The organism is Pseudomonas sp. FP1154 (assembly GCF_030687245.1).
Lineage (GTDB): Bacteria > Pseudomonadota > Gammaproteobacteria > Pseudomonadales > Pseudomonadaceae > Aquipseudomonas > Aquipseudomonas rhizophila.
Genome location: NZ_CP117465.1, coordinates 5,781,665 through 5,803,324 on the forward strand (window position 1 = coordinate 5,781,665; position 21,660 = coordinate 5,803,324).

The 21,660-nt window shown below is 62.3% G+C and carries 16 protein-coding genes; 13 read left to right on the forward strand and 3 right to left on the reverse strand.

Annotated elements, in window-relative coordinates; translation table 11 throughout:
* The 3 genes from tssK to tagH are packed head-to-tail and all read right to left on the reverse strand — an operon-like array spanning position 1 to position 3,359.
* Entirely contained in the window at positions 1-1,335 is a 1,335-nt protein-coding gene (tssK, locus tag PSH91_RS25870) for a type VI secretion system baseplate subunit TssK (protein ID WP_047226777.1), read from the reverse strand.
* A 15-nt stretch (positions 1,336-1,350) separates the two neighbouring features.
* On the reverse strand, positions 1,351-1,851 hold the full coding sequence (tssJ, locus tag PSH91_RS25875) for a type VI secretion system lipoprotein TssJ (RefSeq protein WP_047226776.1): 501 nt from the start codon (positions 1,849-1,851) through the stop codon (positions 1,351-1,353).
* A 50-nt stretch (positions 1,852-1,901) separates the two neighbouring features.
* Positions 1,902-3,359 carry a type VI secretion system-associated FHA domain protein TagH gene (gene tagH / locus PSH91_RS25880; RefSeq protein WP_305466942.1) on the reverse strand — a complete coding sequence of 486 codons (1,458 nt, stop codon included), beginning with the start codon at positions 3,357-3,359 and terminating at the stop codon, positions 1,902-1,904.
* A 405-nt stretch (positions 3,360-3,764) separates the two neighbouring features.
* Here tagH and tssA point away from each other — a divergent pair, with 405 nt between their 5' ends.
* From tssA to PSH91_RS25950, 13 genes are all read left to right on the forward strand, one after another.
* The gene (gene tssA / locus PSH91_RS25885) at positions 3,765-4,802 is read left to right on the forward strand and encodes a type VI secretion system protein TssA (RefSeq protein WP_107323118.1); all 1,038 of its coding nucleotides are present in this window, start codon (positions 3,765-3,767) and stop codon (positions 4,800-4,802) included.
* Between the two features lie 80 nt (positions 4,803-4,882).
* Complete coding sequence (gene tssB / locus PSH91_RS25890) at positions 4,883-5,398, forward strand: type VI secretion system contractile sheath small subunit (RefSeq protein WP_047226773.1); 516 nt, start codon at positions 4,883-4,885, stop codon at positions 5,396-5,398.
* A 15-nt stretch (positions 5,399-5,413) separates the two neighbouring features.
* Positions 5,414-6,910: a type VI secretion system contractile sheath large subunit gene (tssC, locus tag PSH91_RS25895; RefSeq protein ID WP_047226772.1), complete on the forward strand. Its 1,497-nt coding sequence runs from the start codon at positions 5,414-5,416 to the stop codon at positions 6,908-6,910.
* Positions 6,911-7,135: 225 nt separating this feature from the next.
* A complete protein-coding gene (locus PSH91_RS25900) occupies positions 7,136-7,624 on the forward strand; it encodes a type VI secretion system tube protein Hcp (protein WP_047226771.1) in 489 nt (162 codons plus the stop codon).
* Between the two features lie 81 nt (positions 7,625-7,705).
* Positions 7,706-8,155, forward strand: coding sequence for a type VI secretion system amidase effector protein Tae4 (locus tag PSH91_RS25905; protein WP_047226770.1), 450 nt, complete (start codon positions 7,706-7,708; stop codon positions 8,153-8,155).
* A complete protein-coding gene (locus tag PSH91_RS25910; protein WP_047226769.1) occupies positions 8,155-8,592 on the forward strand; it encodes a hypothetical protein in 438 nt (145 codons plus the stop codon). Before PSH91_RS25905 ends, PSH91_RS25910 begins: the two co-directional genes overlap by 1 nt.
* Entirely contained in the window at positions 8,586-9,098 is a 513-nt protein-coding gene (tssE, locus tag PSH91_RS25915; RefSeq protein WP_047226768.1) for a type VI secretion system baseplate subunit TssE, read from the forward strand. The genes PSH91_RS25910 and tssE overlap by 7 nt, the downstream gene beginning before the upstream one ends.
* A complete protein-coding gene (gene tssF / locus PSH91_RS25920) occupies positions 9,095-10,954 on the forward strand; it encodes a type VI secretion system baseplate subunit TssF (RefSeq protein ID WP_047226767.1) in 1,860 nt (619 codons plus the stop codon). The genes tssE and tssF overlap by 4 nt, the downstream gene beginning before the upstream one ends.
* Positions 10,918-11,970 (forward strand): type VI secretion system baseplate subunit TssG, encoded by a 1,053-nt coding sequence (gene tssG, locus PSH91_RS25925; RefSeq protein ID WP_274090815.1) that lies wholly within the window; start codon positions 10,918-10,920, stop codon positions 11,968-11,970. Before tssF ends, tssG begins: the two co-directional genes overlap by 37 nt.
* On the forward strand, positions 11,963-14,641 hold the full coding sequence (tssH, locus tag PSH91_RS25930) for a type VI secretion system ATPase TssH (protein ID WP_305466943.1): 2,679 nt from the start codon (positions 11,963-11,965) through the stop codon (positions 14,639-14,641). The genes tssG and tssH overlap by 8 nt, the downstream gene beginning before the upstream one ends.
* A 175-nt stretch (positions 14,642-14,816) precedes the next feature.
* Positions 14,817-16,748: a type VI secretion system tip protein TssI/VgrG gene (tssI, locus tag PSH91_RS25940; RefSeq protein ID WP_305466944.1), complete on the forward strand. Its 1,932-nt coding sequence runs from the start codon at positions 14,817-14,819 to the stop codon at positions 16,746-16,748.
* An 18-nt stretch (positions 16,749-16,766) separates the two neighbouring features.
* Complete coding sequence (locus PSH91_RS25945) at positions 16,767-17,201, forward strand: DcrB-related protein (RefSeq protein WP_047226763.1); 435 nt, start codon at positions 16,767-16,769, stop codon at positions 17,199-17,201.
* Between the two features lie 12 nt (positions 17,202-17,213).
* A complete protein-coding gene (locus PSH91_RS25950; protein ID WP_305466945.1) occupies positions 17,214-21,659 on the forward strand; it encodes an RHS repeat-associated core domain-containing protein in 4,446 nt (1,481 codons plus the stop codon).
* The last annotated feature ends 1 nt before the right edge of the window (position 21,660 follow it).

Here is a 21,660-nt window from a genome sequence, read left to right on the forward strand (position 1 = left end):
TTATCCTCGGATCGCCCAGAAAGCCAGATTCAGCCCCGGGAACTGGCCGGCGATGTGGAACGCGAACCCGCCGGAGTTGCTCAATTGCTGCCAGTGATCGCTACCGCGGTCGAGTTCGTAGTAAGTGGAGCCGGCGTGGTAGGGAAGCTGGCGTGGCGCCACCGGCAACGGCAGCAGGCCGATGCCCGGCAGCTGCAGGTTGACCAGATCGCGAATGTGCTCCACCGAACCGACCTTGCTCTGCTGGCCGAAGCGACCGCGCAGGGTTTCGGCCGGGACATCGGCACGCACCACCAGGATGAAACTGGCGCTCTCGAGCAGGGTCTTGTCGGCCAGCATCGCCACGTGGATGCCGTAGGCTTTCTCGACAATCGGAATCGGCGTGGCCTTGCTGTCGATCAGCATCGACAGGGCCTCACGCAGGGCTTGCATGACCGGCGCGTAGCTGAGCGCCAGGTCATCGTGCTGGTATTGCGGATACTCCTGAGGCCGACGCCCCGAAGCGGTGAAGGTCGAGAACTCACCGGCCAGGCTGACCAGCTCGCTGTAGAACCGTTCGGGGTGCAACGGGCTCAACTGGCTCAGGTGCTGGATCAGCGGCTGCGCGCGGTTGACCAATTGCAGCAGCATGAAATCGGCGATCTCCGAGGCGCCCCCGGCACCGGACGCCACCACCCGCCCGGCGAGGGCTTCGCCGCGTTGATGGAGCAGGCCCAACAGTTCGCTGCGAAACGCGGCCAACGGTTTGGAGGCGGCCACATCCAGCAGCGGCGGGATGTAGCTGTCGTCCAGCACCAGGGCGCGGTCGGCGCGTTTCTCCTTGATGCGTACCAGGCCGATGGCGGCGTAGTCACTGATGCCGTCCTGCGCGGTCAACAGGCGCAAGGCCCGCGAACCCAAGGCAACCGGCGCGCGGTTCTCGAACGGTGCGTTATCGTCACGCACTTCGCACACTTGGCTCACGTAGCGCGCAGCGCCGAGGGCTTCACCTTCGTCAACGGTGTCACGCGCACCGGCACGCTTGAGCGGCAAAGCCAGATACACCAGACCATCGCGCAGGTTGTCATCGACGTTCAGCGCAGGCGGCGCCAGGTCATCCTCGGGGATGTTGAACGGTGTGCCGTCCGGCAGCAGGCCCCGCGCCGAAACGATCGCCAGCTTGCCCTGGGCCAGCAGGCCCTGGTCGATCAGCAATTGGGAAAAACCCCAGGCGCCGGCCGACAGCGGACGGCTACGGGCGTCGATGAGGTTTTCCAGGTAACGGTCATGCTGCTGGAAGTGCTGCGTTCCAATGAACATGCCTTCCGACCAGACCACGCGATTGTTCCAGGACATGGGGGCTCCGATTGCTTATTGGGCAGGGCTGGATGGGGGAACGACGACGGCGCTGCGCACGGCGCGCACGTCGAGGCTGATCTGGTATTCGGTGTATTGGCGCGGCGGGACATTCATCACCGTGCGCCACAGTGACCGGTCCAGTTCGCGATAGCCCACCAGCACGCCGATATGGCGGGTAGCCGGATCGAGATCGCGTTGCAGGCTCAACTGCTGACCGGGCTGGACCAGCACTTCGTCCTGATCGATCAGGTCGGCACCGAGGGTCGCCTGGGCCCGTTCGGCCAGGGCGAAATAATCGGAGCGGGCGAAGGTGGCGGCATTTTTCAGTTCGAAAATTCGCACCCGGACCGGCGCCGGATGGCCGGTGGCGCCGGGGTTGAGGCCGGCAATGGCGTGAAAGTGCAGTTCGACGGCGGCGGTGTCAGCCTCTTCGGACTGTGGATCGGCCGCATCCTTGGCGCATGCCGTCAGCAGAAGCACGGTGGCGACTGCGAGTAAAAACCTGAAAATCATCCTGCGTCCTCAATGACGTTTGAGCTATCCGTTGATTGCTTTTAAAAGTGTTATAGGCGGCGCTGTCGCGCGCTGTGCTCTTCGTAGGCGCGACTGAATTCGCGTCCGAACAGGTCCTGGAAATCCTCCTGGGCTTCCCGGGAAATGTTGCTGTAGAGCTCGGTGAATTGCTGCCAGTACTGAGCCTGTCGCGAGCCGTTGAAAATGCTCGACAGACCAGCGGGTTTGCCCATGCGCTCTTCCAGTTGCGCCGGCTCAAAGCGCGCCAGCAAATGCTTGATGGCCGCTTCCACGCCGGCCATCACTGCCAGTTGGTGAGCGCGCAGGTCGTCGAAGCTGTCACGCACCGCCACATCCGGCGCCATGAACGCCTGATTGCCATGGCGCAGCAGCAACAACATGGCCTCCTCGACATTGGGGGCGAACTTCAGCGGGTTGTTTTCCACCGGCTGGATCATCGTTTGCTGAATGCGGAACTCGCCCTTGAGGCTGCTGCGGGCACGCAAGACATCGATCAAGCCTTCGACCATCAGCCGATAGCTGCGCCCGATGCTTTCCATCTGCGCCTCGGCCTGGGCCTGGTCCAGGCGCAACTGATCCAGCCCGGCGCCGCGCAGGAAGGCTTGCAACAGGTCGGGCTGGGCGGCGTCGAGCGGCTTGGGCGGCGTGGCCGGGGTTTGAACGCTGGTCACCGGCGCCTCGCGCAGCGGCGCAGGTTCGGCGGTGGCGTGGACCTGAGGCGGGGGTGTCGGCACCGGCTCTACGACAGGCCGCTCGACAACGGGCGGTGGCGCAACCGGTGGCGCAGCGACAGGAATCGGAGCAACTGCCACGGGCGCGGGCTTGTCGCTGAACGGGTCCCAGTCCTCCGGTATCACCGAGGCCGAGGCCTGCGCCACAGGCTCGATCACCGGCGGCGGGCTGGGAGGAGCAATGGGCGTCGGTGGACGGAAATCATGCTGTTGGGCCGGCACATGGTCAGGCTGGGTGGCCGGCGGGACACTGCCCGGGCTCAGGAAGTCGAACAGGTCGGGCAAGGTGTCCATGGCCGAGGCGCCCTGGAAATGGGCCGGGGGAGCCACGGGCATCGGCGTAGGTGTATTCAAGCCGGCACCCTGATGTCCCATCAAGGCTTCGAAGCTGCTGGGCGCCTCAGCGAACGGATTGCTGTCGGAGACTGGCAGGTTGAAATCCACCCGCGCCTGGATTTCATAATCGCCAATGCGGATAACTTCGCCGTCTTGCAGCGGCTCACTGTTGCCCTTGCGCAAACGGACACCGGCCTTGACCAATTCCACACCATTAGTGCTGTTATCGGTTAAGTAATAACGCCCGTCTTTGTATTGAATAACGCAATGTTTGCCGGAAACCAGGCGCTCAGGGTCCGGTAATACCCAGTCATTATCGGAATTACGGCCAATTGCCATCACTCCCTGGTCCATGGACTTTTCAGAACACTGGCCCGGGGTAATCTTGTGATAACTAGTGATAGTCAAACACAGCGCCATCTTGCCTCCTTGCTGAACACTTGCGCATGCGATCGAGTGCCGGGATCTACGCCCGAACGACTCGCCGACAAACCTTTGCAACCGACTGCGAAACGGCTTTTTGCCAGCATGATTGCTGATATTAACCCGCCTGCATGACAAAAAACCTGCATCAGTGCCTGCCTTGACCTACTGGTCGCGCAGGTTGTTAAGCGCCTCACAACTGTCACACAGGGGAAATAGCTTACCTTGACAAGCCATAAGTACTACACCAAAAATGCACAACTTCTTGAATATACGTGATGGCACTTTAAGATCATTAAGCATCTAAAGAGCCATTAGCCTCAAGGAACATGTGGAGTTCCATTCGGAACTTGCGTGTGCACTGCCCGAGTTATTCAGCGGGCGATAGGGAGATCGAACGAAGTGGATGTGCCTCTGCTGCTCGCCGCCGTATCCGCGACTTCGCCGTGCGGTGAAGATTTGGAATATGACGCGGATTTCTTGCGCCTGGAACGCGATTCCCAAGGTCAGCCCGAGCGCAGCATGGGCGATTCGATATTGCCTGCCGAACCCCCTGAGTGGCGCAGCATCCAGCAGCAAAGCCTGGACCTGCTGCAACGCAGCAAAGACCTGCGCATCACCCATTTCCTGCTGCAAAGTTCCCTGGCCCTGGAAGGCATACCGGGCCTGGCCCGTGTGTTGACGCTGACCAGCGAATTGCTCAAGCAGTACTGGGCCGAGCTGCATCCGCGCCTGGACGCCGAGGACGACAACGATCCCACCGTGCGCATCAACGCCCTCGCCGGCCTGACATCCGATATCACCATTGGCCTGCTGCGCGAAAGCATTCTGGCCCGCTCGCGCACCTTCGGTGCCGTGAGCCTGCGCGCCGCCGCCAATGCCAGCGGCCTGCAAAGTTTCCCGAATGAAAGCCTCGGCGCTGAACAGCTCGCCGGAGCCCTGCTCGACAGTGATCCCGAGCAGCTGGAAATCACCCGCGCCGCCCTGCTGGAAGCCCGCAGCGCCGCCGAAGCCATCGAGCAACACGTCAGCGATCAAGTCGGTTCCGCCCAAGGCGTGGACCTTGGCCCGCTGAAGCAACCGCTCAAGATGGCCCTGCAGATTCTCGGCCAGTTCGCCCCACAGAGCGGCGACAGCGCCCTGCCCGAAGTCATCAGCAGCGGCGACGACAACACCGCGCCGGTTGAACACGCCACCGCGCCGAGCGCGGGCGCGCCACGCAGCACCGCCCCTGGCGAAATCAACAGCCGCGACGACGTGCTGCGCAGCCTGGACCGGATTCTCGCGTACTACGCCCGTCAAGAGCCCTCCAGCCCCCTGCCGGTGCTGTTGAATCGGGCCAAGATTCTGGTGAACGCCGACTTTGCGACCATCGTGCGCAACCTGATTCCCGACGGCATGAGTCAATTTGAAAACCTGCGCGGCCCAGACAGCGAATAAAAGCGAACGGATCACGCAGTCACGTCACCGGCACCCCCGATGACGCCAACACCGTCGCTCAAGCGACCAGGAGCAGCAACGTGGCGAAGCAAAGTTCTCAGAAATTCATCGCGCGCAACCGTGCGCCTCGAGTGCAGATCGAGTACGACGTCGAGCTCTACGGCGCCGAGAAAAAGGTCCAGTTGCCCTTTGTCATGGGGGTGATGGCGGACCTGGCTGGCAAGCCCGCCGAGCCTCTGGCACCTGTGGCCGATCGCAAATTCCTTGAAATCGATGTCGACAATTTCGACTCGCGCCTCAAGGCCATGCAGCCTCGCGTGGCGTTCCATGTTCCCAACGAACTGACCGGCGAAGGCAACCTGAGCCTGGACCTGACTTTCGAAAGCATGGACGACTTCAGCCCGGCGGCCGTGGCCCGCAAGGTCGACTCGCTGAACAAGCTGCTCGAAGCGCGCACCCAACTGGCCAACCTGCTGACCTACATGGACGGCAAGACTGGCGCCGAAGAAATCATCATGAAAGCGATCAAGGACCCTGCCCTGTTGCAGGCCCTGGCCAGCGCGCCCAAGCCCGCCGACAACGAGCCCAAGGCTTAATCAGGACGAATGATCATGAACGAATCAGCACGTGAAAATCAGTCCCAGGCCCTGGGCACCACCGAAGTACCCAGCGAGTTCGCCTCGCTGCTGATGCAAGAATTCAAGCCCAAGACCGAGCGCGCTCGCGAAGCCGTCGAAACCGCCGTGCGCACGCTGGCCGAGCAGGCCCTGGCGCAGACTGACCTGGTGTCCAACGACGCCATCAAGTCGATCGAATCAATCATCGCCGCCATCGACGCCAAGCTCACCGCCCAGGTCAACCAGGTCATCCACCACCCCGACTTCCAGCAGCTGGAAAGCGCCTGGCGTGGCCTGCACTACCTGGTCAACAACACCGAGAGTGACGAGCAGCTCAAGATCCGCGTGCTCAACATCTCCAAGACCGACCTGCACAAGACCCTGAAGAAATTCAAGGGCACCGCGTGGGACCAGAGCCCGATCTTCAAGAAGATGTACGAAGAAGAATACGGCCAGTTCGGCGGTGAACCGTACGGTTGCCTGGTGGGCGACTACTACTTCGACCAGTCGCCACCGGACGTGGAGTTGCTGGGCGAGCTGTCGAAAGTCTGCGCCGCCATGCACTCGCCGTTCATTGCCGCCGCATCGCCGACCGTGATGGGCATGGGCTCGTGGCAGGAACTGTCGAACCCGCGCGACCTGACCAAGATCTTCACCACGCCGGAATATGCCGGCTGGCGTTCGCTGCGTGAATCGGAAGACTCGCGTTACATCGGCCTGACCATGCCGCGCTTCCTGGCGCGCCTGCCGTACGGCGCCAAGACCGACCCGGTGGAAGCCTTCGCCTTCGAAGAAAACACCGACGGCGCCGACAGCTCCAAGTACACCTGGGCCAACGCCGCTTATGCGATGGCGGTGAACATCAACCGTTCGTTCAAACACTTCGGCTGGTGCTCGCGCATCCGTGGCGTGGAGTCCGGCGGTGAAGTGGAAAACCTGCCAGCCCACACCTTCCCTACCGATGACGGTGGCGTGGACATGAAGTGCCCGACCGAAATCGCCATTTCGGACCGCCGTGAAGCGGAGCTGGCGAAGAACGGTTTCATGCCGCTGCTGCACAAGAAAAACACCGACTTCGCCGCGTTCATCGGCGCCCAGTCGTTGCAGAAACCGGCCGAATACGACGACCCGGACGCCACCGCCAACGCCAACCTGGCCGCGCGCCTGCCGTACCTGTTCGCCACCTGCCGTTTCGCCCATTACCTCAAGTGCATCGTGCGCGACAAGATCGGCTCCTTCAAAGAGAAGGACGAAATGCAGCGCTGGTTGCAGGACTGGATCCTCAACTACGTCGACGGTGACCCGGCGCACTCCACCGAGACCACCAAGGCCCAGCACCCACTGGCCGCCGCCGAGGTCATCGTCGAGGAGGTCGAAGGCAACCCGGGGTACTACAACTCCAAGTTCTACCTGCGCCCGCACTATCAGCTCGAAGGGCTGACTGTGTCGCTGCGCCTGGTATCGAAACTGCCTTCGGCCAAGGGTGCGTAAAAACCTGTTGAACGGTACGCGGTAAACATGTGGGAGCGAGCCTGCTCGCGATAGCGGTGGATCCGTCGCCACCTGCGTTGCCTGACACGCCGTCATCGCGAGCAGGCTCGCTCCCACAGGGGATCTTCAGTGGGTTAGAGATCGCCTTCGTAGCGTTCAGCAGAACAGATTTCGCAAGGTCGGCGTCAATCAAACAATGTGGTAGAGACCACACAGGGAGAAAACATGGCTGTTGATATTTTCATCAAGATCGGCGACATCAAGGGCGAGTCCATGGACAAGGCCCACAAGGACGAGATCGATGTCCTGAACTGGAGCTGGGGCATGTCCCAGTCCGGCAACATGCACGTGGGCAGTGGCGGTGGCGCGGGCAAGGTCAACGTGCAGGACCTGTCGCTGACCAAGTTCGTCGACAAGGCATCGCCCAACCTGATGATGCATTGCGCCAGCGGCAAGCACATCGACAAGGTCAAGCTGACCGTGCGCAAGGCCGGTGGTGAAAGCCAGGTCGAGTACATGATCATCAATCTTGAAGAAGTGCTGATCACGTCCCTGAGCACCGGCGGCTCGGGCAACGATGATCGCCTGACCGAAAACGTCACCCTGAACTTCGCCAAGGTGATGGTCGACTATCAGCCGCAAAAAGCCGACGGGACCAAGGAAGGCGGTCCGGTCAAGTTCGGCTGGAACATCCGTCAGAACGTCAAGGTGTGATCGAACACGCCCCCGGTGCCAGGCGCCGGGGGTGTTTGGTGCTTGCTCGAATCCAATCCTTTCCCACCCGGTATCTGAGTCATGGCCAAGCCTTCGTTTATCAATTTGTGGAACAGCTATCCGCCCTACCCGTCCGCCAGTCCGGCTTGCGACGGTCCCTATGTCAACCAGTGCGCTATTCGTATGAGCATCGCCTTGTGCGGAGAAAAGACCTTACCGGTCAACTCATCGACTTATACGCTGGATCCCAAATGCGCCCATGGACATGCCCGCGGCGCGGAGTCATTGGCCAACTGGCTATGGAGGAAGAACCGCCTAGGCCCACCGAAGGTCTACACCACCAGCGTGGCAGACCGCACAACACTGATGGGCAAAACCGGAATCATCTTCTTCAAAGACTGCTACCAACAGAACAGCGACACTGCCGGTCGACCTACTGGTGATCACATCGACCTGTGGAACCGTGGCCTGACCAAGAGCGGTGATCTGTTCTCAAGATCCAAGGCCATCTGGTTCTGGGAGCTTTCGTGATGCGCAGCCCTTTGTTTCTTTCGGCGCTGGCGGCAAGCCTCGTCAGTCTAAGCGCGTGCGCCGGGCAGGAAACAGTCGCTCCGGCAGCCCTGACGCAAGCAGTTTTCGTCGGACATCCGGTGAGCCTGATCGACGTTCAAGGTCGCTGCACGCTCGTTAAACCTGACCAGAGCCACCTGACGCTCGATATGGAATGGCCTTGCCAGTTCAGCCTGGGCCCGGACAAGCAACTGCGTGTGGAGACCTTCAACCAAGTGCCGATTTTCTTGGTCGAACGCAGCGAACACATGCCCGCTCCCAGCCGCGATTGCTTGACCAAAATTCAAGCAGTACGCCTGGTCAAGGAAACATTGGAGGTCTCGGATGTGAGCCAATTCGCCTCCTGCGGCCCTGGCCAATGGGATCAAAAAATGTATACGGCGCTCTTTCGGTGGTAACCGAAATCGCCACCCGCGATCGCCTGCAACCGTCCCTGTTGGACCGGTTGACCGACGACGATCCGAGCAACCCCAAGGAAAGCGCCGACAAGCGCGTGTTGTCGCTCACCCAGTTGAAAGCCTCGGTGCTGCGTGACCTGGCGTGGTTGCTCAACACCACATCGTTGCTCGATACCGACGCCACGCTGCACACCCCGGCAGGCACGTCTGTGGTCAATTTCGGGTTGCCGGCGCTGGCCGGCAACAGCGCATCGAACGTCGACCTTCCGGCCTTGGAAGCGTTGATCCACCAAGCCATCGCCACGTTCGAACCGCGCATCTTGCGCCACACCCTGAGGGTGCGAGCCCGAGCAACCGCCGAGATGAACCACAACGCCTTGAGTTTCGAGATCGAGGGTGACCTCTGGGCGCAGCCCGTGCCGCTGCGCCTGATGCTGCAAACCGACCTGGACCTGGAAACCGGCCACGTGCGCGTGGTCCAAGCCGACCAGCGGAGACGCCCATGAATCCGCGCCTGCTGGAGCTGTACAACCAGGAACTGCACCACGTGCGCGAAAGCGCGGCGGAGTTCGCCAAGGAATACCCCAAGATCGCCAGTCGGCTGACGTTGTCCGGGATGGACTGCGCCGACCCGTACGTCGAACGTTTGCTGGAAGGCTTCGCCTACCTGACGGCGCGGGTGCAGCTCAAGCTCGATGCCGAGTACCCGACCTTCACCCATAACCTGCTGGAAATCGCCTATCCCCACTATCTGGCGCCCACGCCGTCGATGACCGTGGTGCAACTGCAGACCGACCCCGATGAGGGCTCGCTGAGCGGCGGCTTTGCGCTGCCCCGGGACACCGTCCTGCGCGCCGCCCTGGGGCGTGAAACCCAGACCTGCTGCGAGTACCGCACCGCCCACGCGGTGACGTTGTGGCCGTTGCAGGTCAGCCAGGCCGAGTACTTCGGCAACCCGTCCGCCGTGCTCGGACGCCTGGCCGCCAGCGAACCGAAGGCCAAGGCCGGCCTGCGCCTGACCCTGCGTACGGGCGCCGAACTGCCGTTCAACAGCCTGCCCCTGGACAACCTGCCGCTGTACCTCAGCGGTGCCGACGAACAGCCCTTCCGTCTCTACGAACAACTGCTGAGCAATGCTTGCGCGGTGTTCGCCCGCAAGCCCGGCGGCGATTGGGTTGAACGCTTGCCTCAGGACGCGCTGTGCTCGCGGGGTTTCGACGATGCCGATGCCGCGCTGCCCGTGGTCTCGCGCGCCTTCCAGGGCTATCGCCTGTTGCAGGAATACTTCGCCCTGCCCCATCGGTTCCTGTTCGTCGACTTCACCCAATTGAGCCGCGCGGTCAAGCGCTGCGACGGTCAGGAGCTGGAGCTGATCGTGCTGTTCGACCGGCACGACCCGAGCCTGGAGGGCAGCGTCGGCGCCGCGCAGTTTCTGCCGTTCTGCACCCCGGCGATCAACCTGTTCCCCAAGCGCCTGGATCGCATCCACCTCTCGGAGCGGGTCAACGAACATCACGTCATCGCCGACCGCACCCGACCGATGGATTTCGAAGTGCATTCGCTGACCGGCCTCACCGGCCACGGCACCGGGCCGGAGCAGCCGTTCCTGCCGTTCTATGCCGTGCGCGATCCGTCCCGTTATGGCCGCGACCAGGCCTATTACACAATACGGCGTGAGCCACGAGTATTGTCCAGCGACCAACGACGCAACGGCCCGCGCTCGACCTACGTGGGCAGCGAAACCTTCGTCAGCCTGGTGGACAGCCAGCAGGCGCCCTATCGCCACGACCTGCGCCAACTGGGCGTGACGGCGCTGTGCACCAACCGCGACCTACCGCTGTTCATGAGTGTGGGCAACGGCAAGACTGATTTCACGTTGGCCGACAGCGCGCCCGTCGGCGCGATTCGTTGCGTCGCCGGCCCCAGTCGACCACGGGCCAGCCATGCCCACGACGCCAAGGCCTGGCGTTTGATCAGCCAGCTCTCGCTCAATTACCTGTCCCTGAGCGAGCAAGGCCAGGGCGCCGCCGCCCTGCGCGAACTGCTGCGCCTGTACGGCGACAGCAACGATGCGGCGGTGCAGTTGCAAATCGAAGGCCTGCGCGAAGTCAGCAGCAAGGCCTGCACCCGACGCTTGCCGATGCCCGGCCCGATCGTGTTTGGTCGGGGCCTGGAAATCACCCTGGAATTCGATGAAAACGCGTTTCGCGGCACCGGGGTGTTTTTGCTCGGCGCGGTGTTCGAGCGCTTCCTGGCACGCTACGTGTCGATCAACAGTTTTACCGAGACGGTGATCCGTACCACCGAACGCGGCGAGATCATGCGATGGAAAGCCAAGCCCGGACGTCGTCCGACCCTTTGAGTACCCTGGACGCGATGCACCAGGAGCCCTGGGAATACGACTTCTTCCAGGCCTTGCGCCGTATCGAGTGCGAATCCCCCGAGCTGCCGCGCCTGGGCCATTCATTGCGCCTGGCCGATGACCCGCTGCGCCTGGGGCAACAGGCCGAATGCACCTTCGCCCCGGCGACCCTGGCCTCGGTGCAACCGGGCCTCGACGGTGCGCCGGCACGCCTGGAGCAGTTCTTCTTCGGCCTCGGCGGCCCCAACGGCCCGCTGCCGCTGCACATCACCGAATACGTGCGCGAACGTCAGCGCAACAACGCCGACAGCACCAGCAAACGGTTCCTGGATGTGTTCCACCATCGCCTGCTCAGCCTGTTCTACCGGGCCTGGGCCGAAGCGCGGCCAACGGTCAGCCATGATCGCCCGGACGATGACTACTGGTCGGCGCGCCTGGCCGCCCTCAGTGGTCGGGGCATGCCGAGCCTGCTCAAGCAGGGGCTGATCCCCGACACGGCGAAGCTGCATTACAGCGGCCACTTGTCGGCGCAAACCCGCTACCCGGACGGCCTGAAGGCCATCATCAGCGAGTACTTCGGCCTGCCGGTGGAGATCGAAGAATACGTCGGCCAATGGCTGGAACTGCCAGAACGCAGCCGCGTGGGCGTCAGCGCCAATCAGTTGGGCGTGGACTTTTGCCTGGGCCGCTACGTGTGGGATCGCCAGCACAAATTCCGCATTCGCCTGGGGCCACTCAAGCTCGATGACTACATGGGCATGTTGCCCGGCAGCCAACCCTTCAACGAGCTGGTGGCCTGGGTCGCCGAATACCTGGGCCATGAACTGGACTGGGACCTGAACCTGATCCTGGAACAACCCGAAGTACCGGCGCTGCAACTCAACGGTAGTTTGCGCCTGGGGTTCAACACCTGGTTGGGACGCCCCGAAACAGATGCCAAGGATTTAATACTGGCCCGGCATTACGCCGAACAGGCCAACACCTCACAGACCTCAAGGAGCCATGAGCATGGGTGAAATCAGTCGCGCCGCGTTGTTCGGCAAACTCAACAGCGTGGCCTACAAAGCCATCGAAGCCGCCACCGTGTTCTGCAAGTTGCGCGGTAACCCCTACGTGGAACTGGCCCACTGGTTTCATCAGTTGCTGCAACTGCAGGACTCGGACCTGCACCGCATCATCCGCCAGTTCAATATCGAGCCGGCACGCCTGGCCCGCGACCTGACCGAAGCCCTGGACCGCCTGCCACGGGGCTCGACCTCCATCACCGACCTGTCTTCCCACGTTGAAGAAGCCGTGGAACGCGGTTGGGTCTACGGCAGCCTGATGTTTGGCGAAAGCCAGGTGCGCACCGGTTACCTGGTGCTGGGCATTCTCAAGACGCCAAGCCTGCGCCATGCGTTGCTGGGGCTGTCGTCGGAGTTCGACAAGGTCAAGGTCGAGGCCTTGAGCGAGCGCTTTGACGAATACGTCGGCGACTCTCCGGAAAACGCCCTGACCGCCAGCGACGGTTTCAACGCCGGCGCCGTGCCGGGCGAAGCCAGCGGCGCCATGGCCCCCAGCGCCATGGGCAAACTGGAAGCCCTCAAGCGCTTCACCGTCGACCTCACCGAACAGGCGCGTAGCGGCAAGCTCGACCCCATCGTCGGTCGCGACGAAGAGATCCGCCAACTGGTGGACATCCTCATGCGCCGCCGGCAGAACAACCCGATCCTCACCGGTGAAGCCGGCGTGGGCAAGACCGCCGTGGTCGAAGGCTTTGCCCTGCGCATCGTCGCCGGCGACGTGCCGCCATCGCTCAAGGACGTGGAGCTACGCAGCCTCGATGTCGGCCTGCTACAGGCCGGCGCGAGCATGAAAGGCGAGTTCGAACAGCGCCTGCGTCAGGTCATCGAAGATGTCCAGGCGTCGCCCAAACCGATCATTTTGTTCATCGACGAAGCCCACACCCTGGTGGGCGCCGGTGGCGCTGCCGGCACGGGTGACGCGGCCAACCTGCTCAAGCCGGCCCTGGCCCGCGGCACCCTGCGCACGGTAGCGGCCACGACCTGGGCCGAGTACAAGAAACACATCGAAAAAGACCCGGCCCTGACCCGGCGTTTCCAAGTGGTGCAAGTGGCCGAGCCGTCCGAAGACAAGGCGCTGCTGATGATGCGCGGTGTGGCCTCGACCATGGAAAAACACCATCAGGTGCAGATCCTCGACGAAGCCCTGGAAGCCTCGGTCAAACTGTCCCACCGCTACATCCCGGCGCGCCAGTTGCCGGACAAATCCGTGAGCCTGCTGGATACCGCCTGCGCCCGTGTCGCCATCAGCCTGCACGCGGTGCCGGCCGAAGTGGACGACAGCCGTCGGCGCATCGAAGCGCTGGAAACCGAGCTGCAAATCATCGCCCGTGAACACGCCATCGGCATCGCCATCGGTAGCCGCCAGACCCAGAGCGAAAACCTGCTGAGCGCCGAACGCGAACGCCTGGCCGAGCTGGAAGGCCGCTGGGCCGAAGAGAAAGCCCTGGTGGACGAGTTGCTCGCCACCCGCGCCACCCTGCGCGAGCGCGTCGGCGTGGTGGACAGCGAAGCTTGCGACAACGAAAGCCACGCCCTGCGCGAGCAACTGGTGGACCTGCAACAGCGCCTGACCGCGCTGCAAGGCGAAACCCCATTGATTCTGCCGACCGTGGACTACCAGGCCGTGGCCTCGGTGGTCGCCGACTGGACCGGTATCCCGGTGGGCCGCATGGCTCGCAACGAACTGGAAACGGTGCTCAACCTCGACCAGCACCTGAAAAAACGCATCATCGGCCAGGACCACGCCTTGCAGATGATCGCCAAGCGCATCCAAACCTCCCGCGCCGGCCTGGACAATCCGAGCAAACCCATTGGCGTGTTCATGCTCGCCGGCACCTCCGGCGTGGGCAAGACCGAAACCGCCCTGGCCCTGGCCGAAGCCATGTATGGCGGCGAACAGAACGTCATCACCATCAACATGAGCGAGTTCCAGGAAGCCCACACCGTGTCCACCCTCAAGGGCGCGCCACCGGGCTACATCGGCTATGGCGAAGGCGGCGTACTGACCGAAGCCGTGCGGCGCAAACCGTACAGCGTGGTGCTGCTGGACGAGGTGGAAAAAGCCCACCCGGACGTGCATGAGATTTTCTTCCAGGTGTTCGACAAAGGTGTGATGGAGGACGGTGAAGGCCGGGTGATCGACTTCAAGAACACCTTGATTCTGTTGACCACCAACGCCGGTACCGAACTGATTGCCCAGGTCTGCAAAGACCCGCAGAACGTGCCCGAGCCCGAGGACATCGCCAAGGCCCTGCGCCAGCCGCTGCTGGAGATTTTCCCGCCGGCCCTGCTGGGTCGCCTGGTGACGATTCCGTACTACCCGCTCAGCGACGAGATGCTCAAGGCCATCACCCGCCTGCAACTCAACCGCATCAAGAAGCGCGTAGAGAACACCCACAAAGTCGCCTTCGACTACGACGACGCGGTGATCGACCTGATCGTCTCGCGCTGCACCGAAACCGAAAGCGGCGGACGCATGATCGACGCCATCCTGACCAACAGTCTGCTGCCGGACATGAGCCGCGAGTTCCTGACCCGCATGCTCGAAGGCAAGGCGCTGGCCGGCGTGCGGATCAGCGCCCGGGATAACGAATTGCAGTACGATTTCAGCGACGCGGCCTGACGGTAAGGAACACCGTAAAACCCTGTGGGAGCGAGCTTGCTCGCGATAGCGCAAGTACATTCAACATCAATGTTGACTGATACGCCGCCATCGCGAGCAAGCTCGCTCCCACAGTGGCATCTTCCACAGTGGGGGTTGCGTTCCTTCAGCTATTACAACTTGCACGGGACACTCGATGTTATTCAACCAAGCCTCACGCCTGGCCAAAATCACCAGCCCCCTGGGACCTGAGGTGCTGTTGCTCAAGGACATGGGCGGCGGCGAAGAGCTGGGGCGGCTGTTCAACTACGAGTTGCAGTTGCACTCGCTGGACAACGCCATCGACCTCAACCAGGTGCTCGGCAAACCCATGTGCGTGAGCCTGCAACTGGACGGCGGCGGCGAGCGGCATTTCCACGGCATCGTTTCGCGCTTCAGCCAGAACGTTGACCAAGGCCAGTTCGCCAGTTACCAGGCGACCTTGCGGCCCTGGCTATGGCTGCTGACCCGTACCTCCGATTGCCGGATTTTCCAGAACCTGACCATCCCGCAGATCATCAAGCAGGTGTTTCGCGACCTGGGTTTTTCCGACTTCGAAGACGCCCTCAGCCGCCCCTATCGCGAGTGGGAATACTGCGTGCAGTATCGCGAAACCAGCTTCGATTTCGTCAGTCGCCTGATGGAACAGGAAGGGATCTACTACTTCTTCCGCCACGAACAGGGCCGTCATGTATTGGTGCTGGCCGACGCCTATGGCGCCCACACCACGGTGCCCGGCTACGGTTCGGTGCCCTACTACCCCAAGAACGAACAGCAGCGCGAGCGCGACCATATCCACGACTGGCACCTGGCCCAGGAAGTGCAGCCCGGCTCGCTGGAACTCAACGACTACGACTTCCAGCGCCCCAGCGCGCGCATCGACGTGCGTTCGGCCATGCCGCGCCCGCACACCGCCGGCGACTATCCGCTGTACGACTACCCCGGCACCTATGTCCAGAGCCAAGACGGCGAACACTACGCCCGCACCCGCATCGAAGCCTTGCAAACCCTGCACGAGCAAGTGGAGCTGGCCGGCAACGCTCGCGGTCTGGGCTCGGGCCACCTGTTCAGCCTCACCGGCTTCACCCGCCAGGACCAGAACCGCGAATACCTGATCGTCGGCGCGCGCTATTACGTGTCCCAGGAAAGCGGTGAAACCGGCGGCGGCGCACCTTCGGCCCAGTTCGAAAGCAGCCTGACCTGCATCGTCGCCCAACAAAGCTACCGGCCGCTGCCCACGACCCATCGCCCCATCGTCAAAGGCCCGCAGACCGCGTTGGTGGTAGGCCCCAAGGGCGAGGAAATCTGGACCGATCAGTTCGGCCGGGTGAAGGTGCATTTCTACTGGGACCGTCACGACCAGTCCAACGAAAACAGCTCGTGCTGGATTCGCGTGTCACAGTCCTGGGCCGGGAAAAACTGGGGCTCGATGCAGATCCCGCGCATTGGCCAGGAAGTGATTGTCAGCTTCCTGGAAGGCGACCCCGACCGGCCGATCATCACCGGTCGCGTCTACAACGCCGAACAGACAGTGCCTTATGACCTGCCCGCAAACGCCACCCAGAGCGGCATGAAAAGCCGTTCGAGCAAGGGCGGCACGCCAGCGAATTTCAACGAAATCCGCATGGAAGACAAAAAAGGCGCCGAGCAGTTGTACATCCATGCCGAACGCAATCAGGACATTGTGGTGGAGGTGGATGAAAGCCACTCGGTGGGTCACGACCGCAACAAGAGCATCGGCCACAACGAGACGGTGACCATCGGCAACAACCGCCTGCGCATCGTCAAGCAGGAAGACATCCTGTCGGTGGGCCTGCGCAAGACCGACAGCATCAGCCAGAGCTACGTCATTGAAGTGGGCGAGAACCTGCGCCTGGTCTGCGGCGAAAGCATTCTGGAGCTCAACGCCAGCGGCCAGATCAATCTGACCGGCGTGCAAATCAGCTTCTACGCCACCGGCGATGCCGAATTCAACACCGGCGGCGTGCTGCACCTGAACAACGGCGGCGGTCCCGGTGCCACGCCCGACGGCCAGGGCGTCAAGGCCAGCATCGACGCCAACATCGCTGCCGCGTTCCCCAAGGGTTAACCTCGAGATTTATGCGCCATGACTTACCGCATCAATGAATTCCAGTTCCAGCTGCCGCCCAGCGAGTTGCTGGATGCAACGATCAACATCCTCAAGTTCCCTGAACTGGGCACCTCCTTGATCGTCAGCCGCAGCTTGCTGGCCGACGGCGAAACCCTGCAGAGCAACCTCGACGAGCAGCTCAAACGCCTGGAAAAACAGGTCCAGGACCTGCGCGCTCAACCGGGCGTCGCCGTGCGCCTGGGCGCCAATCAGGAAGTCGAAGGCATCGAGCTGCGCAGCCAGTTCAACAAGGGCAACGAAAAGGTCTTCCAGTTTCAGCTCGCCCTGGTACTGCCCGGCACGCGCAAAATGCTTGCCTTGAGCTATGTGAAAGCCGAGAAGCTCGGTGATGCTGAAGCAGCGCATTGGGCGACGATCAAGGGCTCGTTGTTGTTTGACGTTCCGGCTTGATGAGCGAACTGCATGTCTGACGCTCTCTGGGCCGCCCGGCTGGGCGATGCGCTGGACCACACCTCAATGATGGCTGACATTCTTGGAGGCGTGCTGGAGGTAGCAGCCAACATTGCGATTACCGCCCTGGCGACGGCTGCGGTGGTGGCGGCTACAGGCATCACAGTCGCCACAGGCGGGTTAGGTTGCTTCCTGCTCGGCGCCGTGGTGGGCGCCGTCGTTGGCCTTGCCATGAGCAAGACCGGGGCCGACGAAGGGCTGAGCAATATCTGCGAAGGCATTGGCAACGCGCTGTTCCCGCCCACGGTGCAAGCGAACATCCTCACCGGCTCAACCAACACCCTGACCAACAACATCCCAGCCGCTCGCGCCGCTGGGGCGATTCAATCCCATGTCGCACCAGCAGGCACCGAGCTTGAGGCACCTGAGCCGCAAGCCGAGCCCAGCTATCTGGACATGGCCGAGAACTTTTTCTCGCAGATGTGGCGCCCCACTGTTGCAACACCCGCGCCCGGCGCCGTACCCAAGCCGCTGGATATGATCGCGTGCATGAAACATCCGCCGATGCCGCCGCAGTTTTTGGCCGAAGGGTCGGACAAAGTCACCATCAACGGCCAGCCAGCAGTGCGCAGCGGCGACCGCAGCACCTGCGATGCCAAGGTCGTGTCATCCGGGCTGATTTCACCCGATGTCACCATTGGCGGCGGCTCGGTGGTGGTGCGCGAGATTCGCAGCGGCAAGACTCCGGGCGTCGGTCTGGCAGTCACCGCGCTGCTGATGCTCAAGGGCGGCAAAGGCAAGTTCCTGAGTAACCTGCCGTGCATGCTGGTGGGCGGCGCGGCGTCGATGGCGGTCAGCAGCGCGATGGGCGCCGCGGCCAACGCTACTATGGGTTCGTCGAACCCGGTGCATGCCGCCACCGGGGCCAAAGTTCTGGGCGATGTCGAGGAGATGGACTTCGTCCTGCCCGGCATCTTGCCAATCGACTGGCAACGCTTCTACAACAGCCGCGACGAGCGCCGCGAAGGTATGTTCGGTGCGGGCTGGAGCGTAGCCTACGAGGTGCGCGTCGAGATCCTGCCTCACCCCGAGGGCGGTGAAACGCTGGTCTACACCGATGAACAGGGCCGGCGCATCGACATGGGTTCCATCCCTCTGGGCGGCGCCGTGTTCAGTCCCGGTGAAGGGCTCAGCGTACGACGGCATGCCAATGGCCAATTGCTGATCGACAGCTCAGACGGCCTGTACCGGCTGTTCGAACCCACCCCGGGCCATGCATCGCTGCTGCGCCTGAGTCAGCTGGGCGACCGCAATGACAACCGCATCTACCTCGACTACGACGACACAGGTCGGCTGGTACAGCTGCGAGACACCTTCGACCTGACCAGCATCGCGCTGGCGTACCACAAACGCTGGCCGCAACGGGTCAGCCGGATAGACCGGCTTTACGCTGATCAGCGCCGTGAAGTGCTGATGCACTACGATTACGACGCCCGGGGTGATCTGACCGAGGTCCGTCAATCCAACGGTTACGTGAAACGCCGCTACGCCTACGATGCCGGACGGCGCATGGTAGAGCACCAACTGCCCACCGGGCTGCGCTGCTTTTACGAATGGGCCTTAATCGAAAAGCGAGAATGGCGGGTTGTTCGCCACTGGACCGACGCGGGCGACACTTACGCCTTTGACTACGACCTGGCTGCCGGGACTACGCGCATCACCGACGGTTTGAATCGCATCAGCACCCGTCGCTGGGATAGGCGGTATCAGATCACCGAAGCCACCGATGCCCTGGACCGTACCTGGGTCTTCCAGTGGAACGACGAAAGCCAGTTGGTGGCGGCAACGGCCCCCAACGGCGGACAACATCAATTCAGTTATGACGAGGCGGGTAACCTTTGCCAGACGTCTGACCCACTCGGACGCAGTGAGTCAACACTGTGGCTCGAACACTGGGCGCTGCCCCTGACCGAAACCGATGCCGCGGGCAATACCTGGCAGTACCGCTATGACTCGCGTGGCAACCGCATTCGCGAAACCGATCCGTTGGGCAACGTCACCCGCTATCGCCATGACGCCCACGGTCAGGTGGTGGAAGTTGTCGACGCCATCGGCAAACGCAAAACCATGCGTTGGACTCCCCTTGGCCAGCTCAGCGAGCACACTGATTGTTCCGGCTACACCACACGGTTCAGTTATTGCGAGCGCGGGACGTTGCTCAGCAGCACCGACGCACTGGGGGAACGGACGCTTTTCAGCTATGACGACCAAGGCAGGCTGCTGACCAAGCAATTACCGGACGGACGTACCGAGCAATATCAGCGCGATGCGAGCGGCCAATTGATCGGCTACAGCGACCCCGCCGGGCACACCACGCATTTCCAGCACACCCTCAATGGGCAACTGCGCGTGCGTACCGACGCGCATGGTCGACGGGTAGAGCTGAGCTACGACAACTACGGCCGCCTGCTGGCGCTGACCAACGAAAACGGTGAATGCTACCGGTTTGCCTGGGACGCTGGCGACCGTTTGACCGCCCAGCACAGCCTGGACGGCAGCCTCAAACGCTACGCCTACGACCCACTGGACAACGTCACCCGCATGGAAGCGCTCGCGGTTGCGGGCAGCACCGACCTGGACCTCGCGCCGCAAGCATCGATCACCCATGAGCTGGAGCGCGACGCAATGGGTCGGCTGGTGGCCAAAGTCACCACAGACGGGCGCACCGAGTACCGCTATGACGCGCTCGATCAGGTCAACGCCATCACCTTCACCGCGCTTACCGGTGAGCAGCAAAGCATCGGCTTGAACTACGACGCTCTTGGGCAACTGATCGCCGAGCAAGGCTGGGCCGGACGCCTGGAGCATCGCTACGATGAGCTGGGCAATCTGACCCAGACGCGGCTCCCCGATGGTCGCTGGCTAAACCGACTGCATTACGGCAGCGGCCACCTGCACCAGATCAACCTTGACGGCCAGGTCATCAGCGACTTCGAACGCGACCGCCTGCACCGTGAAGTGCTGCGCACCCAAGGGCACCTCAGCACCCGCAGCGAATACGACCGCAGCGGTCGCCTGCGCGCACGCCAACGTCGGCAACAGGGCCAGTCCGCGCTGTTACCACCGGCGGCGCAATCACTGTTTGGCTATGACAGCAGTGATCAACTGGTAGAACGCTTCGACAGCCAGCCTGACGCCCCTCATCGCCATCTGCTGCACTACGACGCCACCGGACGCATTCTCGCCAGCCAGGACAACCTCCAGGGCCAGCGTGAAGGCTTCGCCTATGATCCGGCCGCCAACTTGCTCGATAGCCTGGGCACCGGACGGGTCGCTCATAACCGTTTGCTGACCTATCAGGACAAGCGCTACCGCTATGACGGCTTCGGCCGCATGGTAGAAAAGCGCAGCGCCCGGCGGGGTGTCCAGCGCATGCGCTACGACGCCGAACAGCGTTTGGTGGAGGTGAGTAACGATAATGGCTCGGTCGTGAAAATGACCTACGACCCGCTGGGCCGGCGCATCGAAAAAGCCGAATACGACCGCCATGCCACCCTGCTTAGCCGCACCCGCTTCACCTGGGATGCACTGCAACTGTTGCAGGAACACCGCGACAACCAAACCAGCCTGTACATCTACGCCGACGACAGCCACGAACCGTTGGCAAGGGTCGACGGCCTGGGTGACCACCAGAAAATCCGTTACTACCACAACGACTCCAACGGCCTGCCCGAACAACTCTCGGAAGCCGACGGACACACTCTTTGGCGGGCCCGTTACCAGGTGTGGGGCAACACCGTAGAAGAGCTACGCGAACCGTATTACATCGAAGAGCAGAACCTGCGTTTCCAGGGCCAATACCTGGACCGGGAAACCGGGCTGCACTACAACACCTTGCGCTTCTACGACCCGGACATCGGTCGCTTTACCACACCGGACCCCATCGGTTTGGCCGGTGGGCTGAACCTCTACCAGTACGCGCCAAACCCGGTGAGCTGGATCGACCCCTCGGGTCTGATGAAGTGCTCGACGCCACCTAAGGGCCGCAAGGTCAACCGGACGGTTTATCGCTTTGAAGAGCCAGGACGGATCAGCACAACCTGGACGGCGCACAAGTGGAACGTTGCCTCCAGACACCGTTACACCGCCCCCGGACTGGGTGGTGTCTATGGCGCCAACTCACGCAAGACCGCCATGGGCGAAGTCAACCACTGGGGTGTGGACCTTTCCACCCGGGTGTTGGTAAGCAAGAAAGTGCAGCTCAACAACGTTCTGGATCTGACCCGGGCTGACGTGCGTAAACAACTGGGGGTTTCGCTAAAGAGCATTACCGGCAACAAATACACCCAGACTCATCAAATAGGCGCCTGGGCCAAGGCCAATGGTTATGATGGGATCCTGGCACCGTCGGCGCGAAACCCGACCGGCAGCAACTTGATTTCCTTTGCAGGTTTTTAAA